The sequence below is a fragment of the Alsobacter sp. R-9 genome, from assembly GCF_054612375.1.
In genome coordinates, this window is record NZ_JBTSWJ010000012.1 from 158588 (window position 1) to 178345 (window position 19758).

At 69.0% G+C, this 19758-nt stretch carries 22 protein-coding genes; 17 read left to right on the top strand and 5 right to left on the bottom strand.

Going from position 1 to position 19758, the window contains the following annotated elements:
- Positions 1-32: 32 nt before the first annotated feature.
- Positions 33-1076 (bottom strand): M29 family metallopeptidase, encoded by a 1044-nt coding sequence (locus tag ACX9GQ_RS19065; RefSeq protein WP_459631166.1) that lies wholly within the window; start codon positions 1074-1076, stop codon positions 33-35.
- Between the two features lie 191 nt (positions 1077-1267).
- Between ACX9GQ_RS19065 and ACX9GQ_RS19070 the strand changes: the two genes are divergently transcribed.
- Positions 1268-2038 carry an SDR family NAD(P)-dependent oxidoreductase gene (locus ACX9GQ_RS19070; protein ID WP_459631167.1) on the top strand — a complete coding sequence of 257 codons (771 nt, stop codon included), beginning with the start codon at positions 1268-1270 and terminating at the stop codon, positions 2036-2038.
- Positions 2039-2164: 126 nt separating this feature from the next.
- Entirely contained in the window at positions 2165-2428 is a 264-nt protein-coding gene (locus ACX9GQ_RS19075; protein WP_459631168.1) for a YMGG-like glycine zipper-containing protein, read from the top strand.
- Positions 2429-2449: 21 nt separating this feature from the next.
- Here ACX9GQ_RS19075 and ACX9GQ_RS19080 read toward each other — a convergent pair whose 3' ends face one another.
- On the bottom strand, positions 2450-3643 hold the full coding sequence (locus ACX9GQ_RS19080) for an FAD-dependent oxidoreductase (RefSeq protein ID WP_459631169.1): 1194 nt from the start codon (positions 3641-3643) through the stop codon (positions 2450-2452).
- A gap of 256 nt (positions 3644-3899) precedes the next feature.
- Between ACX9GQ_RS19080 and ACX9GQ_RS19085 the strand changes: the two genes are divergently transcribed.
- From ACX9GQ_RS19085 to ACX9GQ_RS19120, 8 genes are read left to right on the top strand one after another with little or no spacing between them, the layout of a single operon-like run.
- Complete coding sequence (locus ACX9GQ_RS19085; RefSeq protein WP_459631170.1) at positions 3900-4907, top strand: ABC transporter substrate-binding protein; 1008 nt, start codon at positions 3900-3902, stop codon at positions 4905-4907.
- A 4-nt stretch (positions 4908-4911) separates the two neighbouring features.
- The gene (locus tag ACX9GQ_RS19090) at positions 4912-5742 is read left to right on the top strand and encodes an ABC transporter ATP-binding protein (protein ID WP_459631171.1); all 831 of its coding nucleotides are present in this window, start codon (positions 4912-4914) and stop codon (positions 5740-5742) included.
- Positions 5739-6581, top strand: coding sequence for an ABC transporter permease (locus ACX9GQ_RS19095; protein ID WP_459631172.1), 843 nt, complete (start codon positions 5739-5741; stop codon positions 6579-6581). The genes ACX9GQ_RS19090 and ACX9GQ_RS19095 overlap by 4 nt, the downstream gene beginning before the upstream one ends.
- 28 nt (positions 6582-6609) lie before the next feature.
- Entirely contained in the window at positions 6610-7962 is a 1353-nt protein-coding gene (locus tag ACX9GQ_RS19100) for an FAD-dependent oxidoreductase (RefSeq protein WP_459631173.1), read from the top strand.
- The gene (locus tag ACX9GQ_RS19105) at positions 7959-9125 is read left to right on the top strand and encodes a CaiB/BaiF CoA transferase family protein (RefSeq protein WP_459631174.1); all 1167 of its coding nucleotides are present in this window, start codon (positions 7959-7961) and stop codon (positions 9123-9125) included. Before ACX9GQ_RS19100 ends, ACX9GQ_RS19105 begins: the two co-directional genes overlap by 4 nt.
- Complete coding sequence (locus ACX9GQ_RS19110) at positions 9125-9901, top strand: enoyl-CoA hydratase-related protein (protein ID WP_459631175.1); 777 nt, start codon at positions 9125-9127, stop codon at positions 9899-9901. Before ACX9GQ_RS19105 ends, ACX9GQ_RS19110 begins: the two co-directional genes overlap by 1 nt.
- A 4-nt stretch (positions 9902-9905) precedes the next feature.
- Complete coding sequence (fdxA, locus tag ACX9GQ_RS19115) at positions 9906-10241, top strand: ferredoxin (protein ID WP_459631176.1); 336 nt, start codon at positions 9906-9908, stop codon at positions 10239-10241.
- 9 nt (positions 10242-10250) lie between these two features.
- Positions 10251-11156: a LysR family transcriptional regulator gene (locus ACX9GQ_RS19120; protein WP_459631177.1), complete on the top strand. Its 906-nt coding sequence runs from the start codon at positions 10251-10253 to the stop codon at positions 11154-11156.
- Positions 11157-11178: 22 nt separating this feature from the next.
- Here ACX9GQ_RS19120 and ACX9GQ_RS19125 read toward each other — a convergent pair whose 3' ends face one another.
- Entirely contained in the window at positions 11179-11514 is a 336-nt protein-coding gene (locus ACX9GQ_RS19125) for a rhodanese-like domain-containing protein (RefSeq protein WP_459631178.1), read from the bottom strand.
- A gap of 206 nt (positions 11515-11720) precedes the next feature.
- Here ACX9GQ_RS19125 and trxC point away from each other — a divergent pair, with 206 nt between their 5' ends.
- Positions 11721-12161, top strand: coding sequence for a thioredoxin TrxC (gene trxC, locus ACX9GQ_RS19130; protein ID WP_459631179.1), 441 nt, complete (start codon positions 11721-11723; stop codon positions 12159-12161).
- Between the two features lie 19 nt (positions 12162-12180).
- Here trxC and ACX9GQ_RS19135 read toward each other — a convergent pair whose 3' ends face one another.
- Positions 12181-12651, bottom strand: coding sequence for an Rrf2 family transcriptional regulator (locus ACX9GQ_RS19135; RefSeq protein WP_459631180.1), 471 nt, complete (start codon positions 12649-12651; stop codon positions 12181-12183).
- Positions 12652-12792: 141 nt separating this feature from the next.
- On the opposite strand from ACX9GQ_RS19135, the gene ACX9GQ_RS19140 reads away from it, so the two are divergent.
- The 4 genes from ACX9GQ_RS19140 to ACX9GQ_RS19155 all read left to right on the top strand — a co-directional run bounded on the left by ACX9GQ_RS19140 (position 12793) and on the right by ACX9GQ_RS19155 (position 15058).
- On the top strand, positions 12793-12996 hold the full coding sequence (locus ACX9GQ_RS19140) for a hypothetical protein (protein ID WP_459631181.1): 204 nt from the start codon (positions 12793-12795) through the stop codon (positions 12994-12996).
- Between the two features lie 53 nt (positions 12997-13049).
- Positions 13050-13415 (top strand): carboxymuconolactone decarboxylase family protein, encoded by a 366-nt coding sequence (locus ACX9GQ_RS19145; RefSeq protein ID WP_459631182.1) that lies wholly within the window; start codon positions 13050-13052, stop codon positions 13413-13415.
- A gap of 118 nt (positions 13416-13533) precedes the next feature.
- Positions 13534-14823 carry an NAD(P)/FAD-dependent oxidoreductase gene (locus ACX9GQ_RS19150; protein ID WP_459631183.1) on the top strand — a complete coding sequence of 430 codons (1290 nt, stop codon included), beginning with the start codon at positions 13534-13536 and terminating at the stop codon, positions 14821-14823.
- Between the two features lie 31 nt (positions 14824-14854).
- Complete coding sequence (locus tag ACX9GQ_RS19155) at positions 14855-15058, top strand: YgaP family membrane protein (RefSeq protein WP_459631184.1); 204 nt, start codon at positions 14855-14857, stop codon at positions 15056-15058.
- A gap of 15 nt (positions 15059-15073) precedes the next feature.
- Here ACX9GQ_RS19155 and ACX9GQ_RS19160 read toward each other — a convergent pair whose 3' ends face one another.
- Positions 15074-15418: an ArsR/SmtB family transcription factor gene (locus tag ACX9GQ_RS19160; protein WP_459631185.1), complete on the bottom strand. Its 345-nt coding sequence runs from the start codon at positions 15416-15418 to the stop codon at positions 15074-15076.
- 99 nt (positions 15419-15517) lie between these two features.
- Between ACX9GQ_RS19160 and ACX9GQ_RS19165 the strand changes: the two genes are divergently transcribed.
- Positions 15518-16504, top strand: coding sequence for an efflux RND transporter periplasmic adaptor subunit (locus tag ACX9GQ_RS19165; protein ID WP_459631186.1), 987 nt, complete (start codon positions 15518-15520; stop codon positions 16502-16504).
- A complete protein-coding gene (locus tag ACX9GQ_RS19170; protein WP_459631187.1) occupies positions 16501-19758 on the top strand; it encodes an efflux RND transporter permease subunit in 3258 nt (1085 codons plus the stop codon). The genes ACX9GQ_RS19165 and ACX9GQ_RS19170 overlap by 4 nt, the downstream gene beginning before the upstream one ends.

Sequence of the window (19758 nt, forward strand, 5' to 3'; positions counted from 1 at the left end):
TCGCAACCTCCACCTGCACGGCGACTTGGTCATCACGGTGCGGCGGGCTTCAGCGGATCGATGACGAAGCGCCCGTTCTCGATGACGGGCAGGCCGTCGAGCGAGAGGCTCGCGTTTCGCAGGCACAAGCCAAGGTGCGTCGCGGCGCTGTTCCTGCCGCCGAAGACCACGTCGTCGTTGCTGCCGATCTCGACCTGGATCGATCCGAGGAAGCCCTCGTTGTCCGCGCCGCCGCCCCCGGCGTCGGGGGTCTGCTGCAGCGGCTGGAGCCAGCGGGCCCGGTGATCGGTGCCCCAGGCCATGTGCCCGGCCATGAAGCAGCTCTCTGTTCCGCCCGCCTCGATCTCCGCGCGGATCAGCGCGGCGTCGAGGCCCCCCTCGAAGGCCACCGCCTTGCCCTGTCGGAACGTGATCGCCGTCGGACGCTCGATCATCCGCCCGAGTTGGAAGCAGCAGTCGCCGACGTCGAGGACGAGGACACCCTCCGTGGTGCCCTCGCGCTGCGCCGCCTGCACCATGCCGCCGCCCCAGAAGTCGAGGTGGCCGGGCTCGTCCGCCGCGCCGTAGTGGGCAAGCCCGGCCCGCCCCGTCTTGTCCATCACGAGGTCCGTGCCCGCAGGGGAGGTGATGCGGATGGTCCTCGCCGCATCGAGGAGCGCCGCGCCTGCACGCGTCCGGCGACGCACCTCCGGATCCGCCTTGAGGCGCTCCATCACGTGCACGGGCTGCATGACGCAGAGAACGCGCGCCCCGGCGTCGAGCGCGGCGCGAATCTCGGGCCGATAATGAAGCTTGAAGGTCGTCATGTAGACGATCAGGTCCGCCTGCCGCCATGCGTCCGTGAGGGTCTTCGACGGAAGGGGGCGATTCGCGGCGAACACCATCTGGTAAGCCTCCGCGCCCAGCGAATGGGCGGCGCCCAGGCAGGCGGCGGCGTAGGCGGGATTCCATGCCGTGTCGGTAATGCACAGGCAGAGCTCGCCGGGCGACAGCCGGCACATGGCGAGCTGGTGCCTGAACAGGTCCACCAACTCGACGGCGAAGGCGTGGCTGGTGAAGCTGCGCCCGTAGGCCATCGTCGTCCCCTTCGTGCGGTGCCCGTTTGGTCGTCCCGCTCAGGGTGCCGGGTCGTGTCCGGGCGGGTCAAGCTCGGGCGTGGCCGCTCATCGCGGCACGTCGGGAGCCACCCGTGGTGTCACATGGCCGTGGATGGCCGGTTCTGCGACAATGCGGGGCGACCCATCCTCGCCAGTCACGGGAGGCCCCCATGGCACGCGTCTTCATCACGGGCAGCACGCAGGGGATCGGGCGAGCAGCCGCGGAGCACCTGATCCAGGACGGTCATCGCGTCGTCCTGCATGCGCGCTCGAAGGAGCGAGCCGAGGAACTCGCCGAGGTGGCCCCTCGTGCCGCCGGCATCGTGGTCGGTGACCTCGCCAGCGCCGCCGAGACGCGTTCGGTGGCGGAGCAGGTCAACACCTTCGGGCGCATGGATGCCGTCATCCACAACGCGGGTGTCTACCTGGTCGGTGAACGGGGTTCCACGCCGGAGGGGCATGCGACAACCCTCGCGGTCAACTGCCTCGCCCCCTACCTGCTGACGGCCCTGCTCCTCCGGCCGGACCGGCTCGTCTATCTGAGCAGCGGCCTGCATCGCGGCGGGGAGGGGTCGCTCCCCGACATCGACTGGAAGCGCCGTCGCTGGGATGCCGGACGCGCCTATGCCGAGAGCAAGCTGCACGTCGTGGCCATGGCCCTGGCGCTGGCGCGTCGCTGGCCCGGCGTCTTCAGCAACGCGGTCAACCCCGGCTGGGTGCGCACCCGCATGGGCGGCCACAGCGCCCCCGTCGACCTCGACACGGGGCAGCGAACGCAGTCGTGGCTCGCCGTCAGCAACGAGCCGGCTGCACGGGTGAGCGGGCGCTACTGGCACGCCATGCGCGAGGAAGCCCCTGCTCGCGAGGCGGCCGACCCGGGCTTCCAGGAGAAGCTGATCGCCACGCTTGCGGACCTGACCGGCGTGCGGCTGCCCGAATAGTGTCGTCATGCGGCGTCGCCCGTCGCCAAAAGGGACGGGCAGCATAGTGGCGGGATGCTGGGCCATGGCGAAGCATCGCGTCACGGCAAGAATGGCGACATCGCAACATCGTCCGCGAGGATTCCGATGAAACGCTCCCTTTGCCTGGTTCTTCTCCTGACGCTCACCGCCTGCAACGCGGATTCGCAGTCGCAGCGCACGGTCGGCGGTGCCGCCATCGGCGCCGGCACGGGCGCGCTGATCGGGGCCGCGGCGAACGGCGGCCGGGGCGCCGCGGTCGGCGCCATCGCCGGCGGTGCTGCCGGCGCCCTCATCGGCCGCGCCACCACGCCCAACAACTGCATCTACCAGGATCGCAACGGGCGCCGCTTCACCGGTCCCTGCCCGTAAGAGTGGGCCGGACGGACAGGGTCAGGCGGGGAAGTCCGAGAACATCGCCATGAAGCGCCGGTCGATCCGGTCCTTCCAGCGCCAGACCCAGGCACCTTCCACCGCAAACCAGCGGCCGCGCCCGGCGATGGCCCGTCCGTCGCCGGTCGCCAGGATCGCGAGGGCCGTCCGCTGGGGGTGATGCTCCCGTAGCCGCTCTCCTCTCGCGCGACGGGACAGGTTCTCGGCGAGAACGGGGCCCTGGCGGACGGCATAGACCCCGGCCTTCTCGCGCGGGTCGTCCATCCGCGTGGCGCAGTCGCCCACCGCGAAGACCGCATCGTGGCCCTCGACCTGCAGGGTCGGCCCGATCCGTACAGACCCGTCGGACGTGACGGGAAGTCCCGAAGCCGCCAGCCAGGAGGGGGCACGGGCTGCGGTGGAGACGAGGACGAGATCGGCGGCAACGCTGCGACCGTCGGCTGCCGTGACGCGGCCGGCGTCGATCGCGACGGCGCGGAAGCCGTGCTCCACCCCGATGTCGAGGCGCGCCAGCGCTGCCGCGGCCCTGCGACGGACGCCGGCGTTCATCGTCGGCACGAGCAGCGAGGCGGCGAGAAGCACGATCGAGGGTCCGCCGCCGAGGCGGGCCCGGAGCGCGCAGACGAGTTCGAAGCCCGCCGCGCCGCCACCGATCACGGCGAGGCTCCGCGGGCGATCCGCCAGTGCCGCCTCGAGCCGTTCCAGCAGGCGACTGATCGGCTTGACGGCCACGGCATGGCGGTCGGCCCCCTCGATGGCCGACAGGTCCGGCGTAATGCCGACGTCGAGCGACAGCGTGTCGTAGGCGAGGGGCTCCCTCCTCGCCAGCAGCACGGTTCTCGCAGCGAGGTCCACGCCTGTGGCGGCCGCATTCACGAGTTGCGTTCCCGTCGCCGCTGCGAGTCGGTCGAGGTCGATGTGCATGGCATCGCGGTCGTACAGCCCGGCGACGTGGCCAGGCAGCATTCCGGAATAGGGCGTGGACAGCCTGTCCGTGACCAGCGTCAGATGCACGCCCGGGACCGGCGAACGCGCGAGCGCGGTCATGACCTGGACATGCGCGTGCCCTCCTCCGACGAGGACGATGCGATGCCCACCGGAGCCCCTGCCGTTTCCGCTCATCTGCCGCGAAGCGCTCCCCGGAGGCTCAGGCGCCCCGATCCCGGCAGGCCGACTGCACTCCCGTCGCCGCATTGAAGCGCATCGGTTGGAACGCGTCTTCCGGGAAACCCCGGGTGCGACGCGGTTTCTCCGGTCTTCGAGCGCGGTGGCGCGTCATTGAGCACGGACGATGCGGCGTGGGGCAGTTGCCGAAGGAGTGAGCGCGTTCCAAATTTTCGTACACATCTTGCGAAACTATGATCTTTTCGGCATCGCCCCATGGTGCTTCACTTCGTCCCCGACGCCGGTGCAGGCGCGACCTGCCCGGGACAGCGCGGAGGGGAGCGTGATGGATCGTCGCCAATTCCTGAAGACTACGGCCGGTGTCGCAGCGACGGCGCCGTTCGTCAGCGTCTCGGCCTTCGGGCAGGGCAAGCCGGTGGTCAACCTGCAGTTGGGCTGGCTGCTCTCGGGCAACCAGATCGGCGAGGTCTGCGCCAAGGCGATGGGCTACTACGACGCCGAGGGCATCGAGCTCAAGTTCCAGGCTGGCGGCCCGAGCATCGACGGCGTGGCCGTCGTCGCCGCGGGGCGCTTCGAGGTCGGGCAGGTGTCGTCCAGCCCTTCGCTCATGCTGGCCGCCTCGCAGGACATCCCGGTGGTCTGCTTCGCCACGGGCGCGCAGGAGCACCCCTACGCGTTCTTCTCGCTGAAGAAGAACCCGGTTCGCGAGCCGAAGGACCTTGTCGGCAAGAAGGTCGGCATCCAGGCCACCGGCGTCATCCTGCTGCGCGCGCTGATGGCGAAGAACAACATTCCCGAGAAGGACGTCACCATCGTCACGATCGGCGCCGACATGGCGCCGCTGATGACCGGGCAGGTCGACGTCGTGACGGGATGGCTCACCAACACGACGGCGCTGAAGGTGCTGGGGCCGGACCGCGTCGACATGCGCCTGTGGGACACCGGCGTGAAGCTCTACGCACTGCCCTATTACGCCACCGCGCAGACGATCAAGACGAAGGCCGACGTGCTGGCGAAGTTCGTCCGCGCCACGGGCAAGGGCTGGGCCTACGCCCATGCCAATCGCGACAAGGCCGTGGACTTCCTCGTCAAGGAGTTCCCGAACCTCGTCGCCGCGGACGAGCGGGAGGCGCTCGACGTGATGTTGAAGTTCGCCTTCTCGCCGAAGACCGCGGCTGAAGGCTGGGGCACCATGGACCCGGCCGTCTGGCAGGACCAGATCGCTCTCTATGCCCAGCTCGGCCAGTTCTCGAAGCGGACGCCCAAGCTGGAGGAGGTCATGACCATGGACATCCTCAAGATGACGGCCGACGGCCGGCCGAAGGTCGGCTGATCCCATGTCGGACGCGCTGCAGGCGGCGATGGCGGCCGGGACGTCGGCATCGCCGGCGGACGTCGGCGAGCCTGCCGTCGCCTGCCGCAACGTCACGGTACGGTTCGTCACCGACCGTCGCGTCGTGACGGCGCTGGAGAACGTGTCCTTCTCGGTGGACAAGGGCGGGTTCCTCAGTCTCCTGGGGCCCTCGGGCTGCGGAAAGTCGACGCTCCTGCGCGTCGTCGCGGACCTCGTCGCCCCGTCGGGCGGCCAGGTGTCCGTCTTCGGCATGAGTCCTCAGGACGCGCGCCTCAAGCGCTCGCTCGGCTTCGTCTTCCAGGACGCGGCCCTGCTGCCATGGCGCACGGCGCTGCAGAACGTCGAGCTCCCGCTCGAGGTCGGCGGCGTCAAGGCGCTGCCCAAGGGAGCGCCGACGCCGCGCGAGCTTCTCGCGCTCGTCGGCCTCTCGGGCTGGGAGGGGAGCTATCCGCACGAGCTCTCCGGTGGCATGCGGCAGCGCGTCTCCATCGCGCGCGCCCTGCTCGGGGGGCCGCGGCTGCTGCTGATGGACGAGCCGTTCGGAGCGCTGGACGAGATCACCCGTGACAGGCTCAACGAAGAGTTGCGGCGCATCTGGCAGGAGACGGGCACCACGATCCTGTTCGTGACCCACTCGGTCTACGAGGCGCTGTTCCTCGGCGAGCAGGTGCTGGTGCTGGCCGCCAATCCGGGCCGCGTCGCGGATCTGGTGCAGGTCGACCTGCCGCGCGGGCGCGACCTGAAGATCAGGGACACCGAAGCCTTCGTCGCCGTCGCCGCGCGCCTGCGCGAATCGCTGGGGAGGGGAGCGTGACCGTCGCCGCCGACACTCGTCTTCTCTCCGGCGCGTCCGACATCGCCGCCGCCGAGCAGGAGTTCCTGCGGCGCAAGCGGCGCGAGACATGGCGTCGCCGGCTTCTGCCGCTGGCGGGCATCCTGTTCGCGCTGGGGTTGTGGGCCTCGCTCGTCTACCTGTTCAAGGTGCCGCCGTTCATCGCGCCGTCGCCCGCACTGGTGGTGACGACGCTGTACAACAAGTTCGGCTTGCTGATGACGAACCTGCTGCCCACCGCCATCGAGGCGGTCGCGGGCTTCACGCTGGGCAACGTCACGGCCATCATCATCGCCACGGCCTTCGTCCACAAGAAGACGCTGGAGGAGGCGTTCTTCCCGATCGTGGTGATCATCAACACGATCCCGGTCGTGGCAAAGGCGCCGATCCTCGTGCTGCTGCTCGGCAACGGCATGGAGCCGAAGATCGCCATCGCGGCGCTGATCTGCTTCTTCCCCACGCTGGTCAACATGGTGCGCGGGCTCGAGTCGGTGAATCCGCAGGCGATGGAACTGATGCGGGTGCTTTCCGCCTCCAAGACCGAGGTGTTCTTCAAGCTGCGCCTCTACAACTCGCTGCCGTACCTGTTCTCGGCACTGAAGATTGCCGCCTCCACCGCCGTCATCGGCGCCATCGTCGGCGAGTGGATCGGCTCCACCGTCGGCATCGGCGCCCTCATCATCCAGGCGACATACGCCTTCGACAGCGCACTGCTGTACGCCACCGTCATCGTCGGCTCCTGCTTCTCCATGGCCTTCTTCCTGGTGATCACGCTGGTCGAGCGGCTGGTGGTGCGGTGGCAGGCGCCGGTCGGCCACTGAACACGACGAACCCCGAGGGAGGGGACGCATGAATCTCACGGACCGGATCGAGGAAGCCGCCGGCAGCGCGCGGATCGTCGCGCGCAACGACGTGGTGGTCGTAGGCGGTGGCCCTGCCGGCTTCGCCGCCGCCGTCGCAGCACGACGCGAGGGCGCCTCCGTCACCCTCGTCGAGCGCTATCCCTACCTCGGCGGCCTCGCTTCGGGCGGCATGGTCCTCGTCCTCGACGACATGCACAACGGCGACGAGGTCACCGTGCAGGGCCTCTGCATGGAGATGATCGAGCGCATGGCGCGGGTCGGCGCGGCGGTGTTTCCGCCGCCCGAGGACCGCCGCCAGGGCTGGGACGTCTATCGCAAGTGGGCACGCTGGGGTGCCTTTGACTTCCGCGCGCAGTCGAAGCCGCAACCCATCGTCATGGCCGCCGCCTTCGACCCCGACGGCTGGAAGCGGATCTCCAACGAGATGATCGCCGAGGCGGGAGTCGACCTGCGTCTTCACTCGTGGTTCTCGAAGGCGATCGTCCGCGATGGCCGCATCCGCGGCGTGATCTGCGAGACCAAGGCCGGCCGCGAGGCGATCATGGGCGAGGTCGTGGTGGACACGACCGGCGACCTGGACGTTGCCGCCGCCGCGGGCGCGAAGTTCAACGAGGGCAAGTACATCGTCACGACCGTGTTCCGCCTCGGCGGCGTCGACACGGAGGCCGCCGAGCGCTTCCGCGAGGAGCAGCCCGAGGAGTACGCCGTCCGCGACCGCGCGGCGAAGCGCGTGATGGGCGGCTCGTGGGACTTCTGGTGGCTGAAGACGCCACTGCCCGGGATCGTCTGGTGCAACTGCCCGCACATGACGGGGTTCGACGCGCTGAAGGTCGAGGACCTGACCCGCGCCGACTTCGAGGGTCGCAAGCGAATCTATGCGCTCGTCGACCATGTCCGCGAGACCATGCCTGGCTTCGAGAAGTGCTTCGTGGTCGATGTCGCCCCGCAGTTGGGCGTGCGCACCACGCGTCTGCTGGAGGGCGAGTACGTCGTCACCAAGGACGACGTGATGGACCGCCTGTGGTTCCCGGACACGGTGGCGCGCGGGCGCGACTACTACACGCCGTACCGCTCGATGCTGCCGCGCGAGGTCGACGGCCTGATCGTCGCCGGCCGGCACTACTCGGCCACCGAGAGCGCCCAGAAGATGTCGCGCGAGATCCCGCCCTGCATGTCGATGGGCCAGTCGGCCGGCGTCGCTGCCGCGCTCGCCGCCGCGGGCGCCATTTCCCCCAAGCGCGTCGACCCCGCCGCCATCTGTGCCCGAGTCCGGGCGCAGGGCGGCGATCCGGGGGACCGTCCTTCCGCCAATGCGAAGCTCATGGAGAACGCCGCGTGAGCGAGACTGCCGAACTGCCGCTCGCCGGCATCAAGATCGTCGACTTCACCCAGGTGATGATGGGGCCCGTCGCGACGCAGGTGCTCGCCGACTTCGGCGCCGACGTCATCAAGGTGGAGCGCCCGCCGACGGGCGATCTCTCGCGCACCTCGTTCCCCAACGATCCGGCCGGCCTCACGGGTCCCGTCTACTGCTCGCTCAACCGCAACAAGCGGTCGATCGTGCTCGACCTGCGCCGGGACGAGGACCGCGACGCCGTGCTGCGGCTGCTCGACAGCGCCGACGTGGTCGTCAACAACTTCCGCGCCGGCGTGATGGAGCGCATGGGGTTCGGCTGGGAGGTGCTGCGCGAGCGCAACCCGCGGCTGATCTTTGCCGTCGGCACCGGCTATGGCCTCGTGGGCCCCTACGCCCACAAGGGCGGGCAGGACGTGCTGGCGCAGGCGCTGTCGGGCGTGATGGCGCGCCGCTCGAACGACGACCTGCCGCTGTCGATCTACTCCACCACCTTCGCCGACTACTCGGCCGGAATGCACCTCGTGCAGGCCGTCCTGCTCGCCATCCTGCAGCGGCAGAAGACCGGAAAGGGCCAGCGGGTGAGCGTTTCGCTCTACGATTCGATGCTGGCGGCCCAGACGCAGGAAGCGGCCTCCGCCATGATGCGCGGGCACGAGGTGAACTGGGGCGCGATGCCGCTCACCGGCGTGTTCCGCACCAGCGACGGCGCCCTCGTCATGGTGGGCGCCTTCAAGGCCCATCCGCTGCGCGACATCGGCACGGCGCTGGGACTTCCCGCCCTGCACGAGGACCCGCGCTTCCGCGACCATGCCGCGCAGGTGGCCAACAAGAAGGCGCTGCACGCCATCTTCGGCGAGCGCTTCGCGACGGACACGACGGCACACTGGATCGCGCGGCTGGAGGAGCAGGACCTGCTCTGCGCGCCGGTGCGGACGCTCACCGAGGCGCTGGCCGACGAGCAGACGCGGATCAACGGCATGATCCTCGAGACCCGCAACAGCATCGAGACGGTGCGGGTCGTCGGCTCTCCCGTCCACCTCGAGGATGCGCCGGTGACGATCCGCATCCCGCCTGCGGAACTCGGCCAGCACACAAGCGAGGTGCTGGCAGAGATCGGGCTGGCCCCGGTGGAGAAGGTCGCCTGATGCCCGTCCACTGTGACGTCCGAGACCATGTCGCGCGTGTCACGATCGACCGCCCCGAGGTTCTGAACGCGGTCGACGTGGCGACGGAGCGCGAGCTGCAGGCGATCTGGACGCGGATCGAGGGCGACCGGTCGATCCGTGCCGTGGTTCTCACGGGGGCCGGCGACCGCGCTTTCTGCGCGGGTGCTGACATGAAGGGCGGGAGCGGCGTCTCCGGTCTCGAGTATTGGGCCATGCCCCGGCCGGGCGGCTTCGGCGGTATCGCGCTGCGCGAGACGCTCGACGTGCCGATCATCGCACGCGTCAACGGCCATGCCATGGGCGGCGGCTTCGAGATGGTGCTGGGCTGCGACATCGTCGTGGCCGCCGAGGAGGCGAGCTTTGCGCTGCCCGAGGCCCGCGTCGGGCGCCTGCCGCTGGACGGCGGCATGACGCTCCTGCAGCGGCAGGTGCCGTTCCGGCAGGCCATGGGTGTCCTGCTCACGGGGCGCCGGGTGCCGGCCGCGGAGGCCTTTCGCATGGGGCTCGTCAACGAGGTGGTGCCGCGCGCGGGGCTCGACGAGGCGGTCGACCGGTGGCTCGCCGACATTCTCGCTTGCGCTCCGCTGTCGGTGCGGGCCATCAAGCAGGTCGTGCGGCGGACGGCGCACCTCACCGCCGCGGAGGCGCAGGCCCAGCGCCTGCCCGCGCTGGTCGAGGCGCTGCAGTCCGAGGATTCGGCGGAAGGCGTTCGCGCCTTCGTGGAGAAGCGGAAGCCGGTCTGGAAGGGACGTTGAACCGGTGCCCTACGTCATCACCGACGCCTGCATCGACGTGAAGGACAAGGCCTGCCTGCAGGCCTGCCCGGTCGACTGCATCTACGAGGGCGGACGCACGCTCTACATCCATCCCGACGAGTGCATCGACTGCGGGTTGTGCGAGACCGTCTGTCCGGTGGCCGCCATCCACGCCGACGACCGGCTCCCGGAGGCCCTCCATTCATGGCTCGCGGTCAACCGCGACTTCTTCGGGCCGGAGGTGACCGGCTGGGGGCGGCCTGGCGGGGCGGACAAGCGGTATACGACAGACAAGGACCACCCCGTCGTCGCGGCATGGCCGGCCCGCGAGCCGGCTTGACCGGCCGACATGCACGCCGCGGCGCTTGCCTATTTCCGGGAGGTTGCGCGGGTCGGATCGATCCGCCGTGCGGCCGGCGTTCTCAACGTCGCGGCGAGCGCCCTCAACCGCCAGATCCTGAAGCTGGAGGACGAGCTCGGCACGCCGCTCTTCGACCGCCTGCCCGGGGGGCTCCGGCTGACCGTCGCCGGAACACTGCTGCTGCGCCACGTCAACGACACGCTGCACGATTTCGACCGCCTGCGGGCAGAGATCGACGACCTGAAGGCCGCCCGGTCAGGGCATGTCTCGATCGCGGCGCTCGACTCGCTTCTGGTCGACTTCCTGCCGCGGGCGCTCGATCGGTTCAGGGCCGACTTTCCGGCCGTGAACTACCAGGTGACGGCGCACCAGCCGGCCGACATTCCGCGGCTGGTCACCGACGGCGACGCGGACTTCGCCTTCACCTTCGTCCCGCCCCTGGCGGTTCCCTCCGTGAAGTTCATCGTGGAGGTGCCCGCGCCCATCGGCGTCATCATGCGGGCGGATCATCCGCTTGCGTCGCGCCTGGCGCTCACCTTCGACGATGTGGCTCGGTTCCCGATCTTCACGCAGCCGGGTCCGTTGCCGCGCGCGGCCGAGGCGGATCCAGACTTCTCCGCCTTCCGCGCCTCCATACAGCCGAAGGTGGAGTCGAACTCGATCCAGATGCTCAAGCTCTGCGTGATGCTGAACATGGGCATCGCCTTCTTCACCCGGCTCGGGTTTCTCCACGAGCTGGAGTCGGGCGAACTGGCGTGGCGCCCGTTCACGTCGCCGGGGGTCAACCGGCTGCGCATCGGACTGCTGGTTCCGGCGCAGCGAACGCTGTCCCCGCCGGCGCAGCAGCTCGCGCGCCGGCTCGTCGACGACCTCCACCGGTTCTCGTCGACCTGACCCCGGCGGCGCGGGGTCGATCCTAGCGCTCGACGGGAAGGCCAGCGGCCTTCCATGCCGAGATTCCGCCGGCCATGTGGGCCTCGACAGGCAGCCCCAGGCGAGCGCAAAGGCCCAGCGCCCGCCCCGACCGTGCTCCTGACAGACAGTGCAGGATGATGGGTTTGCCCCCGGGGATGAGCCGCGCGTCCTCGGCGATACGCGAGAGCGGAATGTTGATGGCGCCTGCGATTCGCTCCGCCCTGTATTCTCCCGGTTCGCGGACATCGACGAGCGTGATGGCCTGCTGCGCGAGACGCTCGTGGACCTGCGCGGGCGTCGTGGTCGGGTGCGGGGCACGGCGGAAGAGATTGAACATGACATCGTCCCTGGCTGACGTGTGAGCGATTCTCAGAGCCTGGCGAGCGGTCCCATTGTGACGTGAAGCCCCGCGCAGGGTCGCGAACCCGATCTTGTCTATTCGTCTATTCGAACATACGTGATTTGACAATGACCATGCCCGTGCCGGCCGCACTTCTCGCGGTGCCGGCCGTCCCTGCGCCAACGATGCCCAAGGAGAAATCCATGACCATGCCGCTGCATGTCGTCTGCCCGCATTGCGATCAGGTGAACAGGATCGTCGTCGACCGCCCGGCGGGACAGGCGGTCTGCGGCCGCTGCAGGAAGGACCTGTTCCAGGGCAGCCCGGTGGACCTCGACACGGCACGGTTGCGGATGCACGTCGCGCGGTCGGGCATCCCTCTCATCGTCGACTTCTGGGCGCCCTGGTGTGGCCCCTGCCGGGCGATGGCGCCCGTGTTCGAGCGCGCAGCACGCGAACTCGAGCCGATGGCACGCTTCGTCAGGGTGAATGTCGACGAGAATCCCGAGGCCGCCTCGGCCTACGGTGTGCGCGGCATCCCGGCTCTCTTCGCGCTGAAGGACGGGCAGGTCGTGGCGCAGCACGCGGGAGTGGCCGACGCCACCTTGCTGACCGGCTGGGTGAACCGCTTCGCCTCGCGCTGAGGGCGCCGTCGTGCCGTGGTCAGGCTGCCTTCCTGCCCGAGCGGGGCCTGCCGTCGGCGTCGAGCCCGAGCAGCGGAAGCAGCGTGCTGCGATCGCGCGCGATGTCGGCGACCGTCATGCCATCCAGTACCGACAGGAAGGCCGCGAGAGCCCGCTGGAGACCGCGGGAGAGTTCGCAGGCGCCGCAAAGAGGGCAGGCGTTGCTGGCCGGGTCGAAGCATTCGACGAGGGCGAGGCCATCCTCGGTCAGGCGCACGACTTCGCCGATCGTGATCGTGTCCGCCGGCCGGGCGAGCCGGAACCCGCCGCCCCGGCCGCGGACGTTGTCCAGAAAGCCCCACCGCCCCAGCAAATGAACGCATTTGACGATGTGGGTCCGGGGGATGCCATGGGCGCGCGCGACCTCCTCGACCTGGCTGAGCGCCGGGGCGCGCAGCGCGGCGAACATCAGCGTCCGCAGAGCGTAGTTCGTGAAGGCGGTCAGTCGCATGTGCCGTCCAAACATCGATACGTGATCTACCTTATAGGCCGGAAAACATCGATTTCATATGTTGGTTTCATTACGGACCCGTCCGGTCCGTCCACCTCGCCCGGAACCCCCGTCCGGCGGCTTCCATCGGGAGAGACCGCCATGCTTCGCCTTGCCACGCTTCTCTGGGCCCTGATCGGCACCACGCTTGCGGGCACCTTCATTCTCGCCGTCGTGAGTGTTCCGGCGCTGTACGATCAGGGAATGAAGCTGATCCCATGGGCCGCGGCTGCGGGCGTGGTCGTCGCCATTCCCGTGGCGGTCCTCGTGGCCCGCAGCATCCTCGGCGCGCAGCGGCCCGCCTGAACACGACCTTCACCGGTCACCATCCATCGCCGCGACCATCACAGGAGGCCACGATGCACCTCGACTGGACCGATCTCGCCGCAGGTCTTCAGGACCCGCTCAGGCAATTGCGGGCGGGTGCGCCCGATGTGATGAAGGCCTTCTCGGGCATGGCCCAGGGTGCCCTCAAGGCAGGGGCGCTCGACCCGAAGACGAAAGAGCTGCTGGCCCTGGCCATCGGCGTCGCCGTGCGCTGCGACGATTGCATCGCCTTCCACGCCAAGGCCGCCGTCCAGAACGGTGCAACGCGAGAAGAGGTGCTCGAGACGCTCGGCATGGCCGTCTACATGGGGGCCGGCCCGTCGGTCATGTATGCCAGCCATGCCATCGAGGCGTACGACCAATTCGCGGCAGCCGCCCCGGCGAAGGCGGGCGCCTGAACTCCCGCCGAAATACAGCGTCCGTGCACCTTGTATTATCGATGGTTCGAATATACGATTAATCGTGCCGCGAGATCAGCCGACAGGCGCGGCGGCAGGACCCACGGAGGAAAGTCCCATGGCTCACGTCGTCGTCCTCGGTGCCGGACTTGGTGGCACCATCATGGCCTACGAGATGAAGGACGCGCTTCGCCCCGGCGACACGCTGACCGTCGTCAACAAGGGCGGTACCTACTCGTTCGTGCCCTCGAACCCCTGGGTCGCCGTCGGATGGCGGGAACGGGAGGAGATCGAGGTCGACCTCGCGCCGGTCTTCGCCCGCAAGGGGATCGGCTTTCGGCCAGAAGGCGCGCGGAAGTTGAATGCTGCGGCGAACCAGATCGAGCTCAACGACGGGTCCGTCCTGGACTACGACTACCTGATCATCGCGACGGGCCCCGAGCTGGCGTTCGACGAGATCGAGGGCCTCGGCCCCAAGGGACATACCCAGTCCGTCTGCCACGTCGATCACGCCATGGGTGCGCGCGACGCCTTCGAGAAGCTGGCGTCGTCCGGCGGCCATGCCATCATCGGTGCCGTGCAGGGCGCCTCATGCTTCGGTCCGGCCTACGAGTTCGCGTTCATCCTCGAGACCGCGCTGCGGCGGCGGAAGGTCCGCGACAAGGTTCCGATGACCTTCGTGACGCCGGAGCCCTACATCGGGCATCTGGGCCTCGACGGGGTCGGCGACACGAAGTCGCTGCTCGAGAGCGCACTGCGTGACAAGCACATCAAGTGGATCACCAACGCCCGGGTGACGAAGGTCGACGACGGCCTGATGCACGTGGAGGAGGTGAACGAGGATGGCTCGGTCAGGCAGGCGCACGAGCTGCCCTTCGCCTACTCCATGCTGCTTCCCGCGTTCCGGGGCGTCGAGGCCGTGCGCGGCGTCGAGGGCCTGACTAACCCGCGGGGGTTCATCCTGGCCGACAAGCACCAGCGCAACCCCAAGTATCCCAACATCTTCTCGGTCGGCGTCTGCGTCGCGATCCCGCCCGTCGGCAAGACGCCGCTCCCGGTCGGCACCCCCAAGACCGGCTTCATGATCGAGTCGATGGTCACGGCAACGGCGCAGAACGTGGGTGCCCTCCTGCGCGGCGACTCTCCGCGCGCCGTAGGGACATGGAATGCGGTCTGTCTCGCCGACTTCGGCGACAGCGGGATCGCCTTCGTCGCGCAGCCGCAGATCCCTCCGCGCAACGTCAACTGGTCGGCGTCGGGCAAGTGGGTGCACGCCGCCAAGATCGGCTTCGAACGCTATTTCCTGCGCAAGATCCGTCAGGGCAAGAGCGAGACCTTCTACGAGAAGCTGGCGCTCGACGTGCTCGGCATCAGCAAGCTCAAGGAAATCCACGAGGAGGCTGTATGATGGCCTCCGCATTCCAGCAGGGAGTCCCCCAATGACGATCGATCGTGCCGTCCTTGTCTTCGCAGGGTGCATGGTGCTGCTCTCCGCAGCACTCGTTCACCTGGTGTCGCCTTGGTTCCTCCTGTTCACCGTCTTCATCGGCCTGAACATGATCCAGTCGGCCTTCACGGGGTTCTGCCCCGCGGCTCTGGTATTCAAGGGTCTCGGCTGCCGGGTGGGCGAGGCCTTCCGCTGAGGCAGGGGGCGCCGGTCAAACCGGCGCCCGCGCCTTTCGTCCGCGCGACTTCGTTTCGACTGCCGGGCAGAACGTCTGCTGCAGCACCTCGATGACCCGCACGACACGGTCGTCGGCGAGGGCGTACCAGATGGTCTGCCCCTCGCGCCGTGTGCGGACGAGGCCGTCCTTGCGCAGCAGCGCGAGGTGCTGCGAGGCGACGCTCTGGCGCACGCCGAGGGCCTCGGCCAGTTCACCCACCGATGCTTCGCGTGCCATGATGGAGCACAGGATCCTCAGGCGAACAGGGCTCGCGAGGGACTTCAGGAACTCGCTGGCCTCGTCGGCAGCGGCGGAGAGGTCGTCGATGTCACCGATCATGTCTTGAGTTTGCGTATGTTCGAATATAAGTCAACGGAAAGTGCGATGCTTTCTCCGCTCCCGGTCCACGGGACCTCGTTGCGCGACAGGATCCGACTCATGCGCAAGACCCTAGCAACCCTCGCGCTGGCCATCGCCGTCTGGCAAGTCGACATGGCAGGCGCCGGCGAAATCGTGGTGCAGCCGTCCACCGTGAAGGACATGAAGGCCGTGTTCGGCCAGGTCCAGAGCCGGGACACGGTTCCCGCCAGGGCCCGCATCGGCGGAACGCTGGTCTCGCGCGCCGTGGAGGAGGGAAGCTCCGTCCGCGCCGGCGACGTCATCGCCGTCGTCTCCGACGAGAAGCTCGGGCTCCAGCTCCAGGCCGTCGATGCGCGGATCAAGGCGCTGCAGGCGCAGCTGGACAATGCGCGCGGCGACCTCGAACGCTCCCAGAGCCTGATGGCCCGCGGCGCAGAGACGCAAAGCCGCCTCGACCAGTTGCGCACCGCCGCGAACGTCCTCGTCAACCAAATCGAGGCGGCGCAGGCGGAGCGTGCCGTCGTCGTCCAGCAGTCGACGGAGGGGCAGGTCCTCGCCCCCAAGGACGGCCGCATCCTGACCACGCCCGCCATCCCCGGCTCCGTGGTGCTGCCCGGAGAGACCGTCGCCCGTGTGGCGGCTGGCGGCTACTACCTCCGCCTCGCCCTGCCAGAGCGCCACGCGTCCCGGATCGCGGCGGGCGACCGCGTCTCCGTCGGTGGAAGAGGCCAGGGCATCGGCGCGACGGAGGCTGCGCGCCGCGAGGGGCGCATCGTGAAGGTCTATCCGGAACTCGAGGGTGGCCGGGTGATCGCCGACGCCGAAGTGCCCGGACTGGGGGACTTCTTCGTCGGCGAGCGCGTGCCCGTGTGGATCGTCGTGGGCGAACGCGAGGCCCTGCTGGTGCCTGCCGGGGCCATCCTGCGCCAAGGCGGTGTCGATTACGTCCGCATCGCCGGGGAGGGCGGGCCGCGCGACGTCGCGGTGATCGTCGGGCCCGTTCAGGACGGCCGGGTCGAGGTCCTGTCCGGCCTGCGCGCCGGCGACCGGGTGGTGACGCCATGACCGGCGATGCACCCACCGTGCAGCGGCTCGGCCTCGCCGGTTCGCTCACGCGATTCTTCATCCGGTCGCCGCTGACGCCGCTGTTCCTGCTCGCCTCCTTCGCGCTCGGGCTGGTCGCGCTGGTCACCCTGCCGCGGGAGGAGGAGCCGCAAATCTCCGTCCCCATGGTCGACATCATGGTGCGGGCCGACGGCCTGAAGGCCGAGGACGCGGTCAAGCTCGTCACCGAACCGCTCGAGACCATCGTCAAGAGCATCAACGGCGTGGAGCACGTCTACTCCCAGACGCGCGACGACGCCGTCATGGTGACGGCGCGCTTCCTCGTCGGGACGTCGTCGGATGCCGCCATCCTGCGGGTCCACGAGAAGATTCGCGCGAACATGGACCGGATCCCCGTCGGCATTCCCGAGCCGCTGATCGTCGGCAAGGGCATCGACGATGTGGCGATCGTGGTGCTCACGCTGGTGCCCCGGCCCGAGGCGGCCGACCGCTGGGACGCGAACGGGCTGACGCGCGTGGCGCGGGAACTGCGCGTCGCCCTGACGAAGCTCGATGACGTCGGCCTGACCTACATCGTGGGCGAACAGCCGGAATCGATCCGCGTCGAGCCCGACCCGGAAGCGCTGGCCCGCCTTGGCGTGACACTCCAGCAGCTCGCCGCGAAGCTCGAGGGCGCCAACCGCTCCTTCGAGGCCGGGCAGGTCCGCGAGTCGGGTCGGCAGCTGGGTCTCGTCGCCGGGCAGACGCTCCAGGGTGCCGACGAGATCGGCAACCTGCTGGTGACCACGCGCGACGGGCGGCCGGTCTACGTCCGCGACGTCGCGCGGATCACGCTGGACACGGCGCCCGCGGAGAGCCGCGTGGCGAGCTTCGTCCGCGATCCTTCCGCGCCCGGTGGCTTCGCCTCGACGCCTGCCGTCTCGCTGGCCGTGGCCAAGCGCGCCGGCGCCAACGCCGTCGTCATCGCGGACCACATCACGGAGACGCTGCACAAGCTCGAGGGGAACCTGATCCCCGCCGATATCGACGTGGTTGTGACGCGGAACTACGGCGAGACGGCCAACGAGAAGGCGAACGAGCTTCTCTTCCACCTCGGGCTGGCGACGATCTCCATCGTGCTGCTCGTCGCCGTTTCCATCGGCTGGCGCGAGGCTATCGTCGTGGCCGTCGTCATCCCGACGACGATCCTCCTCACCCTCTTCGCGGCGTGGCTCATGGGCTACACGCTCAACCGGGTCAGCCTCTTCGCGCTCATCTTCTCCATCGGCATCCTTGTCGACGACGCCATCGTGGTGATCGAGAACATCGCCCGCCACTGGGCGATGAAGGACGGCCGCTCGCCGGCCGCCGCGGCGATCGACGCGGTCGCGGAGGTCGGAAACCCCACCATCGTCGCCACGCTGACGGTAGTCGCGGCACTGCTGCCGATGCTGTTCGTGTCCGGCATGATGGGGCCCTACATGAGCCCCATTCCCGCCAACGCGTCGGCGGCGATGATCTTCTCGTTCTTCGTCGCGGTCATCCTGACGCCGTGGCTGATGCTGAAGATCGCGAGCCGCGCGCTCGCCTCTGCCGGCCCATCCGGCGAAGCGCATGGCCATGGCGAGGTCGGCGCGCTTGGACGCGTCTATCTCGCCGTCGCGCAGCCCATTCTCGCGTCGCGTGCCAGGTCATGGCTCTTCCTGCTCGCCGTGGGTGTGGCCACCATCGGGTCTCTGGCGCTGTTCGGGACGAAGCACGTCACCGTGAAGCTGCTTCCGTTCGACAACAAGCCCGAGCTGCAGGTCGTGGTCGACCTGCCCGAGGGAGCCTCTGTTGAGGAGACGGGGAGGATCCTTCAGGACATCGTCCGGCGCCTCGGATCCGTGCCGGAGGTCGTGTCCTTCCAGACCTATGCCGGCACCGCCGCTCCGTTCAACTTCAACGGCCTCGTGCGCCACTATGGCCTGCGGTCGTCGCCGGAACTCGGGGACGTCCAGGTCAACCTGACGCCGAAGGAGGCCCGCGCACGCACGAGCCACGAGATCGCGCTCGACATGCGGCGCCGGCTGGCCGATCTCCCGATCCCTCCCGGCACGTCGATCAAGGTCGTCGAGCCTCCGCCCGGTCCGCCGGTCCTGTCGACACTGCTGGCCGAGATCTACGGGCCCGACCCGGAGACGCGGAGGGCCGTGGCCGCGAAGGTGCGCGAGGCGTTCGCGTCCGTGCCGTTCATCGTCGACGTCGATGACAGCTTCGGCCAGCCGGCGCCGCGCCTGCGCGTAACGCTGGATCAGGACAACCTGGAGTTTCACGGCGTCGAGCAGCGGGACGTCTACGACACGCTCCGGATTCTCCAGGGTGGCCAGACCGTCGGCTACTCGCACCGCGGGGGCGGGCGCCAGCCCGTGCCGATCCGGCTCGAGTTGTCGAAGGCGAGCCGCGTGCTCGACGAGCGGGCCCTGACGACGCCGATTCCCGCCAACGCGCTCCCGGGCAACCGGACGGTGGTGGAACTCGGGGACGTCGTCTCGGTCAAGCGCGAGCCGTCCTCCTTCCCGATCTTCCGGCACAACGGCCGTGCGGCCGAGATGGTGACGGCCGAACTCGCCGGCGCCTTCGAGGCGCCGGTCTACGGCATGCTGGCCGTCAACGACGCGCTGGACCGGATAAACTGGGGCTCCGTGCCGCGGCCGCAGGTGGCCCTGCACGGGCAGCCGCTCGACGAGAGCCGGCCGACGCTGCTGTGGGACGGCGAGTGGGAGGTGACCTGGGTCACCTTCCGGGACATGGGCGGCGCCTTCATGATCGCCCTCGTCGGCATCTACATCCTGGTCGTGGCTCAGTTCGGCTCGTTCAAGCTGCCGCTGGTGATCCTCACCCCGATCCCGCTCACCTTCATCGGGATCATGGTGGGACACTGGCTGTTCCACGCGCCGTTCACGGCGACGTCGATGATCGGGTTCATCGCGCTGGCCGGAATCATCGTGCGCAACTCGATCCTGCTGGTCGATTTCATCCGCCACGCGGACCGCGAAGGGCGCACGCTGAGCGAGATCGTGCTGGAGGCGGGCGCCATCCGGTTCAAGCCGATCCTGCTCACCGCCCTGGCCGCGATGATCGGTGCGGCGGTGATCCTCACCGACCCGATCTTCCAGGGGCTCGCCATCTCGCTGCTGTTCGGGCTCGCCTCGTCGACGCTCCTGACGGTGCTGGTGATTCCGGCGATCTACATCGTGCTGCGCGGCGGGAAGGGCGACGCGGCTCCCGCCTGA

Excerpts from the sequence above, each read along its gene's own strand:
- ACX9GQ_RS19065 (WP_459631166.1), bottom strand. The coding sequence starts at position 1,076 with ATGGCCTACGGGCGCAGCTTCACCAGCCACGCCTTCGCCGTCGAGTTG.
- ACX9GQ_RS19070 (WP_459631167.1), top strand. The coding sequence starts at position 1,268 with ATGGCACGCGTCTTCATCACGGGCAGCACGCAGGGGATCGGGCGAGCA.
- ACX9GQ_RS19075 (WP_459631168.1), top strand. The coding sequence starts at position 2,165 with ATGAAACGCTCCCTTTGCCTGGTTCTTCTCCTGACGCTCACCGCCTGC.
- ACX9GQ_RS19080 (WP_459631169.1), bottom strand. The coding sequence starts at position 3,643 with ATGCGGCGACGGGAGTGCAGTCGGCCTGCCGGGATCGGGGCGCCTGAG.
- ACX9GQ_RS19085 (WP_459631170.1), top strand. The coding sequence starts at position 3,900 with ATGGATCGTCGCCAATTCCTGAAGACTACGGCCGGTGTCGCAGCGACG.
- ACX9GQ_RS19090 (WP_459631171.1), top strand. The coding sequence starts at position 4,912 with ATGTCGGACGCGCTGCAGGCGGCGATGGCGGCCGGGACGTCGGCATCG.
- ACX9GQ_RS19100 (WP_459631173.1), top strand. The coding sequence starts at position 6,610 with ATGAATCTCACGGACCGGATCGAGGAAGCCGCCGGCAGCGCGCGGATC.
- ACX9GQ_RS19110 (WP_459631175.1), top strand. The coding sequence starts at position 9,125 with ATGCCCGTCCACTGTGACGTCCGAGACCATGTCGCGCGTGTCACGATC.
- ACX9GQ_RS19120 (WP_459631177.1), top strand. The coding sequence starts at position 10,251 with ATGCACGCCGCGGCGCTTGCCTATTTCCGGGAGGTTGCGCGGGTCGGA.
- ACX9GQ_RS19125 (WP_459631178.1), bottom strand. The coding sequence starts at position 11,514 with ATGTTCAATCTCTTCCGCCGTGCCCCGCACCCGACCACGACGCCCGCG.
- trxC (WP_459631179.1), top strand. The coding sequence starts at position 11,721 with ATGACCATGCCGCTGCATGTCGTCTGCCCGCATTGCGATCAGGTGAAC.
- ACX9GQ_RS19135 (WP_459631180.1), bottom strand. The coding sequence starts at position 12,651 with ATGCGACTGACCGCCTTCACGAACTACGCTCTGCGGACGCTGATGTTC.
- ACX9GQ_RS19140 (WP_459631181.1), top strand. The coding sequence starts at position 12,793 with ATGCTTCGCCTTGCCACGCTTCTCTGGGCCCTGATCGGCACCACGCTT.
- ACX9GQ_RS19145 (WP_459631182.1), top strand. The coding sequence starts at position 13,050 with ATGCACCTCGACTGGACCGATCTCGCCGCAGGTCTTCAGGACCCGCTC.
- ACX9GQ_RS19150 (WP_459631183.1), top strand. The coding sequence starts at position 13,534 with ATGGCTCACGTCGTCGTCCTCGGTGCCGGACTTGGTGGCACCATCATG.
- ACX9GQ_RS19155 (WP_459631184.1), top strand. The coding sequence starts at position 14,855 with ATGACGATCGATCGTGCCGTCCTTGTCTTCGCAGGGTGCATGGTGCTG.
- ACX9GQ_RS19160 (WP_459631185.1), bottom strand. The coding sequence starts at position 15,418 with ATGATCGGTGACATCGACGACCTCTCCGCCGCTGCCGACGAGGCCAGC.
- ACX9GQ_RS19165 (WP_459631186.1), top strand. The coding sequence starts at position 15,518 with ATGCGCAAGACCCTAGCAACCCTCGCGCTGGCCATCGCCGTCTGGCAA.
- ACX9GQ_RS19170 (WP_459631187.1), top strand. The coding sequence starts at position 16,501 with ATGACCGGCGATGCACCCACCGTGCAGCGGCTCGGCCTCGCCGGTTCG.